Consider the following 12,997-nt stretch of genomic DNA (forward strand, 5'->3'; position numbering starts at 1 on the left):
CGCATCCCGTTTCTTGCTTTGCAGGCTTCAGCGCACGCAGAGGTCAGGGTTGGGCGGGCTCAAGGCGGCCGCGTGCTGGATCTGCAGCGCGTCGGGCACGCCGTTTTTCACGGCCGTCAGTTCGGCCAGGATGGAAATGGCGATTTCGGCCGGCGTCTTGCTGCCGATGTACAGGCCGATGGGGGCGTGCAGGCGCGCCAGCTGCTCGGCGCTGACGTCGAATTGCAGCAGCCGTTCGCGCCGCTTGGCGTTATTCGCGCGCGAGCCGATGGCGCCCACGTAGAACGCTGGGGATTTCAATGCTTCCATCAGGGCCAGGTCGTCGAGCTTGGGGTCGTGCGTGAGGGCGACGACGGCGCTGCGGCTGTCGAGCTTTAATTCCAGCACCAGGTCGTCCGGCATGGCGTGCAGCAGGGGCACGCCCGGTACGTTCCAGCCGCCCCGGTATTCCTCGCGCGGGTCGCAGACGATGACGTGGTAATCCATGGCCGTGGCGATTTGCGCCACGAAGCGCGACAGCTGGCTGGCGCCGATGATCAGCAGGCGCCAGCGCGGGCCGTGCTGCGTGGTGAGCGCCCCGTCTTCCAGGGCCAGCACGGCGCCCGGCGTGGCGCGCTGCAGGGTGACCGCGCCGCTGCGCAGATCGAGGCGGCGCTCGACGAGTTCATGGGCTTCCAGGCGCGCCAGCAGTTCGGCCACGCGGCTGCCCGCGTGCAGCGGCTCGATGGCCAGTTCGATGGTGCCGCCGCAGGGCAGGCCGAAGCGGTGCGCCTCGTCGGCGCTGATGCCGTAGCTGACGATTTCGGGCCGCCTGCGCACGATACCGTGCACGCGCACGGTGTCGATCAAGTCATCTTCGATACAGCCGCCGGAAACGGAACCGACCACCGTGCCATCGTCGCAGATGGCCAGGGTGGCGCCCACGGGACGGGGGCTGGAACCCCAGGTCTTGATGACGGTGACGAGTTCGCAGCGGCGGCCGGCGGCGAGCCAGGCGGCGCTGGTTTTCAGAACTTCAAGGTCGATGCTGTCCATGGCGCGCGCGAGTTACATGCCGCATGTTTGCGGCAAAGTATGGAAAAGTATTCAAGATTGTGGATATACTACCTGTTCCACCACCCTGCGGAGAATTTTCATGTCAAATGAAGTCAAGACGCAAGAAGAGGGTATTCCCAAGTTCGGCAAGCTGCTCATTGTCCTGTTTCTAGCCGTGGTGTTCTGCGGTGCCCTGACCTGGATCATGGGCACCTACTTCCCCAACTTCCCGGGGGCCTGAGCAAACCCTGTTTGATCAGGATTGAGCACAGTGAGCATCGCAGACCGCAAAGCGCGACGCGCAGTAGGTTATGGTAGGCGCTCTAAGGCTTCAGCGGTTTCTTCGCCGCCTGCTTGGCGCGCACGTCGATGACGGCGCGGTTGACGGCGGCCATGCGCGAGTTGGTACCCGGATGCAGGGCCGTGTAGCCGTTGGCGACCGTGGCCGGCACTTGCGTGGCCAGGCGCTGCCAGAAGCGGGCCGCGTTGTCGACGTTGTAGCCTGCGCGCGCCAGCAGGTAGATGGCCAGGGTGTCGGCTTGCACGTCGAGTTCCTGCGGCATGGCCTTGATGCCGGCGGCGCCCGTCAGCATCGACACGTCGGGCTGCACGGCGCCCAGGCTGTCGATGATGCTGCCGGCCGTCCCTGCCGTGCGCTGGCTGCGCGCGTGGTCGAGGATGTTGTGCGCCATTTCGCGGGCGATGACAAAGGCGATGCCTTCGTCGTTTTGCGCCGCATTGACCATGCCGCGCGTGAGCATGATGCGCGCGCCGTCCGAATACGCGTTGATATTGTCCGCATTGCCCAGGGCGACGCGGAAGGCGCAGGCGCGCGTGACGGGAATCTTCAGGTCCTGCTGCTGGCCGTCGCGGGCGATGGTCATGTTCAGGTTCGCGCTTTTCGAGGCCAGCGGGCCGACGATGGCGCCAAACGGGCCTTCCGCCTTTGGGCCGGCCGGCAGCGGCTTGCCTTCGGCGGCCAGCAAGCCGTCGCCCTTGCGCAAGCCGGCGCGTGCGGCGCCGCTGCCCGGCAAGACGCCGGAGACTTGCATCTGTTCGCCGTAGCCGAGAGCCGCCTGCGCCGCGTCGGCATAGATGCCGGGGTAGGAATACTTGTTCTGCGCCGTGAAGCCCAGCAAGTTGCGCGCATACGTCTTGCACAGGTCCGCATTGTTGATCAGCAGGGGCGCCGAGACTTTCGACAGGCGGTCCTGCAGGGCCACCATCTTCACCAGTTCTTCCTGCGCCGCCTTTTGCTGCGCCGTCGGGGCGGGCGCATCGGGCGCCGGCACCACGTTGAACGGGCCGCTGACATGCGTCGTTGGCGTGGTACAGCCGGCCAGCATGGCCGCACTGGCCAGCAGGAGGGGAGTGGCCAGTTGGCGCAGCGAAGTTGGGGCTGTGATCAGATGGCGGAAACCTGGCATAAGACGATCCTTAATGTTTGCCGGTGCTGCCGAAACCGCCAACACCGCGTTCGCTGTCGCCGAATTCCTCGACGACGTTAAAGCCCACTTGCAGCACCGGCACGATAATCAGTTGCGCCAGGCGTTCCATGGGATTGAGCGTGAAAGCGCTCTGGCCCCGGTTCCAGGTCGATACCATCAACTGGCCCTGGTAATCGGAGTCGATCAAGCCTACCAGATTCCCCAATACGATGCCGTTTTTGTGGCCCATGCCGCTGCGCGGCAGGATCATGGCCGCATACGACGGGTCGCCGATGTGGATGGCCAGGCCCGTGGGAATGAGCACGGTCTGGCCGGCTTCGATGGTGATCGCCTCGTCGATGCAGGCGCGCAGGTCCAGGCCGGCGCTGCCGGGTGTGGCGTAGGCCGGCAGCATTTCTTTCATGCGGGCGTCGAGGATCTTGATGTCGATATTTTTCATTAATCTAACTAACTAAGCTAAGTCGTATAAAAGGTTATTTGAGCAGCGAATTCTTGGCCAGCCGCTTCGAGATTTCCGAAATCAGCTGGCGCGCCAGGTTCAGTTTCGGGGCGCGCGGCAGTACGGTATGGCCTTCCTCGTCGAACAGGATGATGGTGTTGTCATCCTGGCCAAAGGTGTTCTGGCCGATATTGCCGACCAGCAAGGGGATGCCCTTCTTTTCGCGCTTGGTCGAGCCGAATTCCACCAGGTTTTCCGATTCGGCGGCAAAACCGACGCAGTACGGATAGCCGGCCAGGTTGGTGCGCGCCGCCACGGTGGCCAGGATGTCGGGATTTTGCGCGAACTGCAGCTCCGGCACGGAGCCGTCGGCCTGCTTTTTCATCTTTTGTTCGCTGGCGTTGGCCACGCGCCAGTCGGCCACGGCGGCCACGGCGACGAAGACATGCTGGCCATCGACGTGGGCGAGTACCGCATCGTGCATCTGCTGTGCGCTTTGCACGTCGATGCGGCGCACGCCGAAGGGGGCGTCCAGGGCCGTGGGGCCGGAAATGAGCAGCACCTCGGCGCCCGCTTCGCGCGCCGCGCGCGCCACCGCATAGCCCATCTTGCCCGAGGACAGATTGGTGATGCCGCGCACGGGGTCGATGGCTTCGAACGTGGGGCCGGCCGTGACCAGCACGCGCTTGCCCGCCAATACCTTCGGCTGGAAGGCGGCGATCAGCTCCGTCAGCAGCTGTTCCGGTTCCAGCATGCGGCCCAGCCCCGTTTCGCCGCACGCCTGTTCGCCGGCGGCCGGGCCGAACAGCTTGATGCCGTCGTCGCGCAGCTGCTGCACATTGCGTTGCGTGGCGGGGTTTTGCCACATTTCCACGTTCATGGCCGGCGCCACCAGCAGGGGCAGGTGGGATGGGCGGGCCAGGCACAGGGTCGACAGCAGGTCGTCGCACACGCCGTGCGCCAGCTTGCGCATGAAGTCGGCGGAACACGGCGCGATCAAAATCGCGTCCGCATGGCGCGTCAAATCGATATGCGCCATGTTGTTGGCTATGCGCGCATCCCACTGGCTCGTGTGCACGGGGTGGCCGGACAGGGCCTGCATCGTGACGGCCGTGATGAAGTGGCTGGCCGCATCCGTCATCACCACTTGCACCGAGGCGCCTGCTTTTGTGAGTGCGCGGCACAATTCCGCCGCCTTGTAGCAGGCGACGCCGCCCGAGAGTCCCAGGACGATTTTTTTGCCGGACAGTTCCATGCCGTTCTCCTGCGTGTTTATTTGTTTACCCGGCGCAGTTCATCGATGATGAACAGGGCCGCGCCGATGCAGATGGCGCTGTCGGCGATATTGAAAGCGGGGAAATGGCCCCAGCTTTTCCAGTGGAAGTCGAGGAAGTCGACCACGTGGCCGTACATCAGGCGGTCGATGGCGTTGCCCAGCGCGCCGCCGAGGATCAGCGACAGGGCCCAGCAGAACATGCGCTGGCCGGCGTGCTTTTTCAGCAGGTAGATGATGTAGATGGCGGCCGCCAGGGCGATGCCGGTGAAGAAATAGCGCTGCCAGCCGCCCTGGTCGGACAGGAAGCTGAATGCGGCGCCTTTGTTATACGCGAGCACCAGGTTGAAATACGAGGTGATGACCATTTCCTGCGCATAGCGGAAGGTCTTCAGGATCGTGATCTTGGTGATCTGGTCGAACAGGATGACGATGGCGGCAATGCCCAGCCACAGCGTCAGCGGCGATTGCGGTTTCGATGAAAAACGGTTTTTAGTGGCCATATTTTTCCAGGGAAGATAAAGCCGCCGCCTGGCAGCAGGCGGCGGTTGGACGGATAGCATACAACGGCGGGCAAAATCGTAGCGAGCGGCAGCGATTTGTGGCCGAGAAGCGCAACCGTACTCTAGTACGGTGAGCATCGCAGGCCGCAAATCGCGACGCGCAGCAGATTTTGACGCCGTTGTTTAGGCGAAGCGGCGAACTTCGCCCTTGCCAAACAGGTTGCTGACGCAGCGGCCGCACAGGGTGGCATGCGCGGCGTCCGTGCCCACGTCGCTGCGGTAGTGCCAGCAGCGCTCGCACTTCGGCGCCGTCGACGCGGCCACGACAATTTCCTCGGCCGCTTCGTCGGCCACTTCGGCCACGCTGGCCTGCGAGGTGATGAAGACGAATTTCAAGTCCTCGCCCAGGGTCGTCAACAGCTTGTACTTCATCGGCGCGGCCTTGATCGTCAGCTCCGCCTGCAGCGACGAGCCGATGGCGCCCGAGGTACGCAAGTCTTCCAGCTGCTTCGTCACGTCCGTGCGCACGGCGCGCAGGGCCGTGTATTTCTCCAGCAGGTCGGCCGCATCCGCCACTTCCGGCAGCTGCCACCAGGTTTGCGTGAAGATGGTTTCATCGCTGGCGGCATACGCTTCGCTGCCGGCGAAGACGGCCCACGCTTCCTCGGCCGTGAACGACAGGGCCGGGGCCATCAGGCGCAGCAGGCTTTGCGTGATGTGCCACAGGGCTGTCTGCGCCGAACGGCGCGCGTGCGACGTCAGGCCGGAGGTGTACAGGCGGTCCTTCAGGATGTCCAGGTAGAAGCCGCCCAGGTCTTCCGAGCAGTACGTCTGCAGCTTCGACACGACCGGGTGGAATTCGTAGCGCGCGTAGTTGTTCTCGATCTGCGTTTGCAGCGAGGCCATGTTGGCCAGCGCATAGCGGTCGATTTCGAACATCTCGGCCACCGGCACGGCGTCCGTGGCCGGATTGAAGTCCGAGGTGTTCGCCAGCAGGAAGCGCAGGGTGTTGCGGATGCGGCGGTACGATTCCGTCACGCGTTTCAGGATTTCGTCGGAGATCGACAGTTCGCCCGTGTAATCGGTCGAGGCGATCCACAGGCGCAGGATGTCCGCGCCCAGGGTGTCCGAGATCTTTTGCGGCGCCAGCGTGTTACCCAGCGACTTCGACATCTTCTTGCCTTCGCCATCGACCGTGAAGCCGTGCGTCAGCAGGGCCTTGTACGGCGGACGGCCATTGAGCATCGACGACACGAGCAGGGACGAGTGGAACCAGCCGCGATGCTGGTCCGAGCCTTCCAGGTACAGGTCGGCCGGGAATTGCAGCTGCGTCGAGTGCGAACCGTGCGCTTGCGGGCCGCCCAGCACCGTCTGGTGCGTGGCGCCGGAATCGAACCACACGTCCAGCGTGTCCTTGTTCTTCGCGTAGATGGCCGCTTCGTCGCCGATCAGGTCAGCCAGGTCCAGCGCCTGCCAGGCCTCGATGCCACCTTTTTCGATCAGCTTGGCCACTTGCTCCAGCAGTTCCGGCGTGCGCGGATGCAGGTCGCCCGTTTCCTTGTGCACGATGAAAGCCATCGGCACGCCCCACTGGCGCTGGCGCGACAGGGTCCAGTCGGGACGGTTGGCGATCATGCCGTGCAGGCGCGCCTGGCCCCAGTCGGGGAAGAACTCGGTGTCGGCGATGCCTTTCAAGGCCGTTTCGCGCAAGGTCGCGCCGCCGTCTTTCGGCGTCACGTCCATGCCGGCAAACCACTGCGAGGTGGCGCGGTAGATGATCGGCGTCTTATGGCGCCAGCAATGCATGTAGCTGTGGTCGAACATCTTGACTTCGAACAGCGCACCGGCTTCGCGCAGGGCGTTGCAGATCGGCTTCGACGCTTCCCAGATGGTCATGCCGCCGAACAGGGGCAGGGTCGAGGCGAACTTGCCGTCGCCCATGACGGGCTTGATGATGTCGTCGTCCTTCATGCCGTGCGCCTTGCACGAGATGAAGTCGTCCAGGCCGTAGGCTGGCGCCGAGTGCACCACGCCCGTGCCGCTTTCCGTGGTCACGTATTCGGCCAGGTACAAGGGCGACAGACGGTCATAGAAGGCATCGGCCGCATGCAGCGGGTGGCGGAAGCTGATGCCGGCCAGGGCCGCGCCGTCGCAGGTGGCGATGGTCGTGCCATCGAGCTTGAAGCGCGCCAGGCTGGCGACGACCAGGTCTTGCGCCAGGATCAGCAGCAGCGGCTGGCCCTCGCGCTCGGCTTTCACCAGCGCGTATTTGACTTCCGGGTGCACGTTCAGCGCCTGGTTCGACGGGATGGTCCACGGCGTGGTGGTCCAGATGACGATGAAACCGTTATCGGTCGGCAGGGAAGGCAGGCCGAAGGCGGCTGCCAGTTTTTCCGGCTCGGCGAACTTGAATCCGACGTCGATGGCGGGATCGCGCTTTTCCGCGTATTCCACTTCCGCCTCGGCCAGCGCCGACTGGCAGTCGAAGCACCAGTTGACGGGCTTCAAGCCGCGGTACACATAGCCTTTTTCCAGCAGCTTGCCCAGCGCGCGCAATTCGTCCGCTTCATTGCCGTGCGCCATGGTCAGATACGGGTTGTCCCACTCGCCCAGCACGCCCAGGCGAATAAAGTCCTTCTTCTGGCGCTCGACTTGCACGTTGGCGTAGGCGCGGGCCTTTTCCAGCACTTCGGCCGTCGGCAGGTTCTTGCCGTGCAGTTTTTCGATCTGGATCTCGATCGGCATGCCGTGGCAATCCCAGCCCGGTACATACGGCGCGTCGAAGCCGGCCAGCGAGCGCGACTTGACGACCATGTCCTTCAAGATCTTGTTGACGGCGTGGCCCAGGTGGATATCGCCATTCGCGTACGGCGGGCCGTCATGCAGGATGAATTTCGGACGGCCGGCGGCAGCCTTGCGCACGCGCTCGTAGATTTTCTTGTCTTGCCATTGCTGTACCCATTGCGGCTCGCGCTTGGCCATGTCGCCGCGCATCGGGAACGGGGTTTCCGTCATGTTGACCGGGTATTTGCTTTCAGGCTTCTTGTTCTGCTTGGGCGTGGCTGGCTTGTTTTGATCGGACATAATCTTCTTTAATGGTATGGAGTATATTTTTGCAGCGGGTTTGCGACGGCAAGTGCCGCCAGGCGGCGGAGTTGGCCGGCGTCAAATTCGGTCGGTGGCGGTAATGGCGCCGCTGCGCTGCTCAAAATAGGCGCGCGCCTGGTTCGAGTCGCGCTCGATGGCGGCCGTCAGGGTGGGCAAATCGTCGTACTTTTCTTCGTCGCGCAGCTTTTCCAGGAATTCCACGCGCACCAGCTTGCCGTAGCAGGATTGATTGAAATCAAACAGATGCACTTCCAGCAAGACGCGGCCGCTGTCGTCGACGGTGGGGCGCACGCCAAGGCTGGCCACGGCCGGCAGCGGCTGCGGCGCCAGGCCGTGCACTTGCACGATGAAGACGCCGGACAGGGCGGGACGGTGCGCCACGCGCAGGTTCAGGGTGGGGAAGCCGAGGGTGCGGCCCAGTTTCTGCCCGTGGATGACATGGCCGGAAATGGCGTACGGATGGCCCAGCAGCTGCGTGGCCAGCGGGAAATCGCCGGCGGCCAGCGCCAGGCGCACGGCGGACGACGAGATGCGCGTGCTGCCGTTCATCACGGTAGGCAATGTTTCTACATGGAAACCATATTTGCGGCCCGCTTCCTGCAGCATGGCCACGTCGCCGGCGCGCCGGGCGCCATAGCAAAAGTCGTCGCCGACCATCAGCCATTTCACGTGCAAGCCATCGACGAGGACTTTTTCCGTGAATTCCTGCGGCGTCAAGGCGGCGAACTGGGCGCTGAAGTGCTCGACGACGACACGGTCGATGCCGGCGTCATCCAGCGATTGCAGCTTGTCGCGCAAGTTGGCGATGCGCTGCGGAGCCTTGGACAGGTCGCCCGCGCGCTGCGCGAAGAATTCGCGCGGGTGCGGTTCGAACGTCATCACGGCCGCTTCAATGCCGAGTTCGGTTGCCGCGCCGCGCACGCGCGCCAGCAACGCTTGATGGCCGATGTGGACACCGTCAAAATTGCCGATGGTCAGAGCGCAAGGCGCTCGTGCCTGGGCATTGGGAAGTCCGCGGAATACCTTCATAGGAATCTGATGAAAAACTGTGCCAAAAGGGGGATTATACGGACTGTTTCAGGGATGCACACCCGGCAGGGCGGACGCAGGGCGAATTTCACTGCTGAAATGATAAAAAGCGTTGCCGGCGGGTATGCTGGCAACGCTTTTGGATGGCACTCGACTAGCTGCCCGACAACGCCTTGGCGGTGTTGTCTTATTTATTCATTAAGGTCCAGTAGCGGGCCAGGTCAGCCGCGCCATCCGTGCCCTTGACGGCTTTGAGTGCCGTCGTGGCGTTGGACTTCTTGCCGGCGTGGATGTAGGCGATGCCCAGATGCAGCTTGGCTTCTTCCGCATACTTGGCGGTGCCCAGCTTCACGGCGTCGTTCATCAAGCCCAGACCCTTTTCGGCCTGGCCATCGTAGACCAGGGCGAAGCCCAGCTTGCTCAAGCTGTCGGCGTCCTTGTTCTTGGTGTATTCCGCTTCCGACTTGGCTGCGTTGGCTTTCAGGTCAGCCTGGGTTTTCAGGGCCAGGTCTTTCAGACGCTGGTGACGTGGCGCATCGGCGCCGGTACCCAGCACGCCTTTTTTGTAGCCTTGCTCGATGATGCTCAGCGCTTCGCCAGGATTGCCTGCTTGCAGGGCCAGTTGGCTGATTTCCATGTATTCGGAAGGCTTGCTGAACAGGCCGTTGGCCAGGCGCAGGCGCTGGACGTCCAGGCCCAGGCGTTGCGAGAAGCCAGGTTTGCCCGAAACGCGGTTCAGCAGGTCGGCCCAGTAGCTGGTTTTCGGATAGCTCGATGCCAGTTTTTCCAGGGTGGCGACGTAGCCGCCCTTGTCGTTTTGCTTCAGCTGGATGTTGGCCAGCATTTGCAGGCTCGCTTCCGAGTTGCCGCCGCGTGCTTGCAGTTCTTTTGCCGCTTCGGCGAAGTTGCCGCTGACGTAGTAGGTCTGGATCAGCAGTTCGCGCATCTGTGGATCTTCGCGGTCTTTCAGCGAGCGTTTGATCCAGGTGATGGTGTTTGGCCAATCCTTGGCGCGGTAGTACATGCCTGCCAGCGCTTGCGTGAATTTGGGGGCTTCGGCGGCGCTCAGGCGGCCGGAATTGATGACGGCTTCAAAAGCCTTGATGGCGGTGCCGTTGTCGCCAGCGGCGGCAGCAGCCGAGGCGCGCACGCGTTCGATCTGGTAGCTTTCAAAGGCGGTCTTGCCGCCGACGCTGTCAGCTTCGCGCAGCTTGGCCAGTGCTTCCTTGTTTTTGCCGCTGCCAGCGAGTTTTTGCGCTTCTTGCAATGGCTTGCCCACTTCGGCACGCACGGTGTCCGCGGCATATGCCAGCGAGCCCAGGCCGATTACGGGAGTTGCTGCGGTAAAACCGATAGCGGCCATGACGAGGCCGAGATGAGCGAGACGAAACTTGGACATGAGAAAGTCTTTCAGTAAAAAGCGAATAGGCAGGAAGTCCTGCCTATTCGGATGTAAAGATAACCTGATTGCTGCAGCTTACTGGAATTGCTCGTTGCCGACCAGACCGATTTTGGTCACGCCCAGACGCTGCGCCGACGCCATCACACCGGCGACGACTTTGTATTCCACCAGCTTGTTAGGACGCAGATGCACTTCTGGCTGATCTGCTTGCGCAGCAACGTTGCTCAGTTTGGCTTCCAGCGTATTACGATCAGGTACGACCTGATTGTCCCACAAGATAGTGCCATCAAAATCGACATCGATCGTGACGACCACTGGTTCGGTTGTCGGTGGCGGCGGGGTGCCGACCGGCATGTTCAGGTTCACCGAGTGGTTTTGCTTAGGAATCGTGATGATCAACATGATAATCAGCACCAGCATCACGTCGATGAGGGGCGTCATGTTCAGTTCCATCATTGGTTCCGGATCCGCGCCTGCTGCGCTTCCCGAACCGACATTCATACTCATAGTGTTTCCTTTAAGAAGTCCAACGAAGCACCGGGCGAAACTGCCGCCCGGCAAGCTTCCTTCAGTGGCGCCCCCCTGTTGCCGGGACGCCGCTGTCAGTCGCTATCAGCCCTTGTCAGGTGGTTCGGTGATGAAGCCGACCTTCTGGATCCCGGCACGTTGGGTCGTGTAAATAACCCGGCCGATCGATTCGTAGCGTGTTTCTTGGTCGCCACGAACGTGTACTTCCGGCTGCGGTACTTTCACTGCTTCAACTTTAAGATAATCGAACAATTCGTTCGTGTCTCTCAGTCTGGTCTGGCCCAGGTAAATCTCGCCATCCTTGTTAACAACGATGTTAACGTTTTGCGGCTTGGTTTGAAGGGCTTGGTTGGCCTCGATCGGCAGATCGATTTTCTGCAGCTTGAGGACAACTGGACTGGTGATCAAGAAAATGATCAGCAAAACCAACATGATGTCGACGAGCGGCGTCGTGTTGATTTCTGACATTACTTGATCTTGATCTCCGCTGTCGGAGCCGACGGACATCGACATGACTTATCCGATCTTTTTAGCGCCGGCAGCACGGCCAGCTTCGCTGGTGGACATTACGCCGGAAACCAGAACCGAGTGAACGTCGGCGCTGAACGAGCGGATGTCTTCCATTGCGGTTTTGTTACGACGAACCAACCAGTTGTAACCCAGAACGGCAGGAACAGCGACCAGCAGACCGAAAGCGGTCATGATCAGTGCTTCACCAACTGGACCTGCAACTTTGTCGATCGATGCGTTACCGGTCATGCCGATAGCGGTCAGTGCGTTGTAGATACCCCAAACGGTACCGAACAGACCGATAAACGGAGCGGTCGAACCAACGGTTGCCAGGAACGACAGGCCATCTTGCAGACGCGATTGGACTTTGTCCGAAGCGCGCTGGATCGACATCGTCACCCAGGTCGACAGATCGATTTGTTCCAGCAGGGCGCCGTCATGGTGAGCGGTTGCCTTGGTGCCCGATTCAGCGATGAAGCGGAATGGCGAACCTTCTTCCAGGGTTGCCGAACCAGCAGCGATCGAAGGAGCTTTCCAGAATTTGGCAGCGGCTTCTTTAGCTTGCTTGAAGATCTTCATTTGATCGATCAGCTTGGTGATGATGATGTACCAGGTACCGATCGACATGATGACCATGATGATCAGGGTGGCGCGTGGCACGAAGCCGCCGTCCCACACTGCTTGCAGGCCGAACGGGTTGTGTACTTCTTCGGTTTTGGCTGGAGCGGCTGCATCAGCGGCTGGAGCTGCTGCTGCGTCTGCTGCTGGAGCGGCGGCATCTGCAGCAACTGGTGCTGGTGCAGCGTCTGCCGCAGGAGCCGAAGCGGCAGCCGATGCTGGCGCGTCAGCGAATGCCGGAGCTGCTACCAGAGCGGTAGTAGCGGTAACGGACAACAGAACCGCGGCAAAAAATGCGGACAAACGGGTATTCTTAAACATGCTTCCTCCAAAATTAAAAATAACAGATCGCTGAACGTAATGACAACGAAATCATAGTGTGAGACAGGGGATAACTGTCTCGGGTTTTAATCCAGCGACCAAACGTATTGCATTTGCTGCCAGCCTTGTTCCGGCTTGCCGTCAACTGTTGCCGGCTTAAATGTACAGCGGCTGATACCTTGCACCGCGGCTTTGTCCAGGTCCCTGAAGCCGCTGGACTTCACGATCTTCGAATCAGCGACCTTGCCGTCTACACCGATCAGGAACGACAGTGTCACCACACCGGTTTCCTCGTTACGCTGCGACGACTTTGGATAAGCCGGTTTTTCGCAGACGCTGAAGTCAACCACGGCCGGCGTACGCACCGATTTGGCTGGTCCAGGAGTTGGCGCAGGCTGTGCAGGCGGCGATGGCGGTGCCAATACATTCGTGGCTGGCTTCACGGCAGTCGCATTTGCAATCACGTTCTGCTGTGGTGGCGGCTGCTGCACGTTCACCTCGACTGGCGGAATGAATGGCGGCGGTGGCGCCTTCATTTCTGGCGGCGGTGGTGGCGGTGGAAGATCCTTCGGTGGAGGCGGTTTGACTTCCTCGATAATCTTGGTTTCAACCGGTTCCATCATTTTGGTGACCAACCGCTTGCCCAAGCCCGTCACGATCCCGTAAGCCGCGAGAACGTGCAGCAGGACAACGATAGTGATGCCTGTGTAGTTCTTGGGACTTTTCTCGTTCGAAAAATTCATGCCTGCTTTCTCCAAATACCATCTCTTGTCTTGCAACTGA

General features: G+C 61.5%; 13 protein-coding genes. 1 reads left to right on the forward strand and 12 read right to left on the reverse strand.

The genetic code is table 11. The annotated features are described in order from the left end of the window. Positions 1-27: 27 nt before the first annotated feature. Positions 28-1,035 (reverse strand): XdhC family protein, encoded by a 1,008-nt coding sequence (locus O3301_RS07200; RefSeq protein ID WP_305055997.1) that lies wholly within the window; start codon positions 1,033-1,035, stop codon positions 28-30. Between the two features lie 100 nt (positions 1,036-1,135). On the opposite strand from O3301_RS07200, the gene O3301_RS07205 reads away from it, so the two are divergent. Continuing rightward, positions 1,136-1,276, forward strand: a complete 141-nt coding sequence (locus O3301_RS07205; protein WP_162835767.1) for a hypothetical protein — start codon at positions 1,136-1,138, stop codon at positions 1,274-1,276. An 82-nt stretch (positions 1,277-1,358) separates the two neighbouring features. Here O3301_RS07205 and O3301_RS07210 read toward each other — a convergent pair whose 3' ends face one another. From O3301_RS07210 to O3301_RS07260, 11 genes are all read right to left on the reverse strand, one after another. Continuing rightward, complete coding sequence (locus O3301_RS07210; RefSeq protein WP_305055998.1) at positions 1,359-2,462, reverse strand: M48 family metallopeptidase; 1,104 nt, start codon at positions 2,460-2,462, stop codon at positions 1,359-1,361. Positions 2,463-2,472: 10 nt separating this feature from the next. Continuing rightward, positions 2,473-2,922 carry a dUTP diphosphatase gene (gene dut / locus O3301_RS07215; protein ID WP_099666823.1) on the reverse strand — a complete coding sequence of 150 codons (450 nt, stop codon included), beginning with the start codon at positions 2,920-2,922 and terminating at the stop codon, positions 2,473-2,475. 34 nt (positions 2,923-2,956) lie between these two features. Then, complete coding sequence (gene coaBC / locus O3301_RS07220; protein ID WP_305055999.1) at positions 2,957-4,177, reverse strand: bifunctional phosphopantothenoylcysteine decarboxylase/phosphopantothenate--cysteine ligase CoaBC; 1,221 nt, start codon at positions 4,175-4,177, stop codon at positions 2,957-2,959. Between the two features lie 17 nt (positions 4,178-4,194). Then, positions 4,195-4,698, reverse strand: a complete 504-nt coding sequence (lspA, locus tag O3301_RS07225; RefSeq protein ID WP_077407922.1) for a signal peptidase II — start codon at positions 4,696-4,698, stop codon at positions 4,195-4,197. 183 nt (positions 4,699-4,881) lie between these two features. Further along, positions 4,882-7,782 (reverse strand): isoleucine--tRNA ligase, encoded by a 2,901-nt coding sequence (gene ileS, locus O3301_RS07230; RefSeq protein ID WP_305056000.1) that lies wholly within the window; start codon positions 7,780-7,782, stop codon positions 4,882-4,884. Between the two features lie 81 nt (positions 7,783-7,863). After that, positions 7,864-8,835: a bifunctional riboflavin kinase/FAD synthetase gene (locus O3301_RS07235; protein WP_077407919.1), complete on the reverse strand. Its 972-nt coding sequence runs from the start codon at positions 8,833-8,835 to the stop codon at positions 7,864-7,866. A 187-nt stretch (positions 8,836-9,022) separates the two neighbouring features. Continuing rightward, positions 9,023-10,234 (reverse strand): hypothetical protein, encoded by a 1,212-nt coding sequence (locus O3301_RS07240; protein ID WP_099666826.1) that lies wholly within the window; start codon positions 10,232-10,234, stop codon positions 9,023-9,025. A 78-nt stretch (positions 10,235-10,312) separates the two neighbouring features. Continuing rightward, a complete protein-coding gene (locus O3301_RS07245) occupies positions 10,313-10,744 on the reverse strand; it encodes a biopolymer transporter ExbD (RefSeq protein WP_170840419.1) in 432 nt (143 codons plus the stop codon). A gap of 105 nt (positions 10,745-10,849) precedes the next feature. After that, positions 10,850-11,278, reverse strand: a complete 429-nt coding sequence (locus tag O3301_RS07250; RefSeq protein ID WP_077407915.1) for a biopolymer transporter ExbD — start codon at positions 11,276-11,278, stop codon at positions 10,850-10,852. Between the two features lie 3 nt (positions 11,279-11,281). Then, a complete protein-coding gene (locus O3301_RS07255; protein WP_199534342.1) occupies positions 11,282-12,214 on the reverse strand; it encodes a MotA/TolQ/ExbB proton channel family protein in 933 nt (310 codons plus the stop codon). An 86-nt stretch (positions 12,215-12,300) separates the two neighbouring features. Next, positions 12,301-12,957, reverse strand: coding sequence for an energy transducer TonB (locus tag O3301_RS07260; protein WP_099377981.1), 657 nt, complete (start codon positions 12,955-12,957; stop codon positions 12,301-12,303). Positions 12,958-12,997 lie beyond the last annotated feature (40 nt).

It is taken from the genome of Janthinobacterium sp. SUN211 (genome assembly GCF_030587315.1).
Taxonomy (GTDB): Bacteria; Pseudomonadota; Gammaproteobacteria; order Burkholderiales; family Burkholderiaceae_D; genus Janthinobacterium; species Janthinobacterium kumbetense.

Coding starts and splice junctions, on each gene's coding strand:
- O3301_RS07200 (WP_305055997.1), bottom strand. CDS start 1,035: ATGGACAGCATCGACCTTGAAGTTCTGAAAACCAGCGCCGCCTGGCTC.
- O3301_RS07205 (WP_162835767.1), top strand. CDS start 1,136: ATGTCAAATGAAGTCAAGACGCAAGAAGAGGGTATTCCCAAGTTCGGC.
- O3301_RS07210 (WP_305055998.1), bottom strand. CDS start 2,462: ATGCCAGGTTTCCGCCATCTGATCACAGCCCCAACTTCGCTGCGCCAA.
- dut (WP_099666823.1), bottom strand. CDS start 2,922: ATGAAAAATATCGACATCAAGATCCTCGACGCCCGCATGAAAGAAATG.
- coaBC (WP_305055999.1), bottom strand. CDS start 4,177: ATGGAACTGTCCGGCAAAAAAATCGTCCTGGGACTCTCGGGCGGCGTC.
- lspA (WP_077407922.1), bottom strand. CDS start 4,698: ATGGCCACTAAAAACCGTTTTTCATCGAAACCGCAATCGCCGCTGACG.
- ileS (WP_305056000.1), bottom strand. CDS start 7,782: ATGTCCGATCAAAACAAGCCAGCCACGCCCAAGCAGAACAAGAAGCCT.
- O3301_RS07235 (WP_077407919.1), bottom strand. CDS start 8,835: ATGAAGGTATTCCGCGGACTTCCCAATGCCCAGGCACGAGCGCCTTGC.
- O3301_RS07240 (WP_099666826.1), bottom strand. CDS start 10,234: ATGTCCAAGTTTCGTCTCGCTCATCTCGGCCTCGTCATGGCCGCTATC.
- O3301_RS07245 (WP_170840419.1), bottom strand. CDS start 10,744: ATGAGTATGAATGTCGGTTCGGGAAGCGCAGCAGGCGCGGATCCGGAA.
- O3301_RS07250 (WP_077407915.1), bottom strand. CDS start 11,278: ATGTCGATGTCCGTCGGCTCCGACAGCGGAGATCAAGATCAAGTAATG.
- O3301_RS07255 (WP_199534342.1), bottom strand. CDS start 12,214: ATGTTTAAGAATACCCGTTTGTCCGCATTTTTTGCCGCGGTTCTGTTG.
- O3301_RS07260 (WP_099377981.1), bottom strand. CDS start 12,957: ATGAATTTTTCGAACGAGAAAAGTCCCAAGAACTACACAGGCATCACT.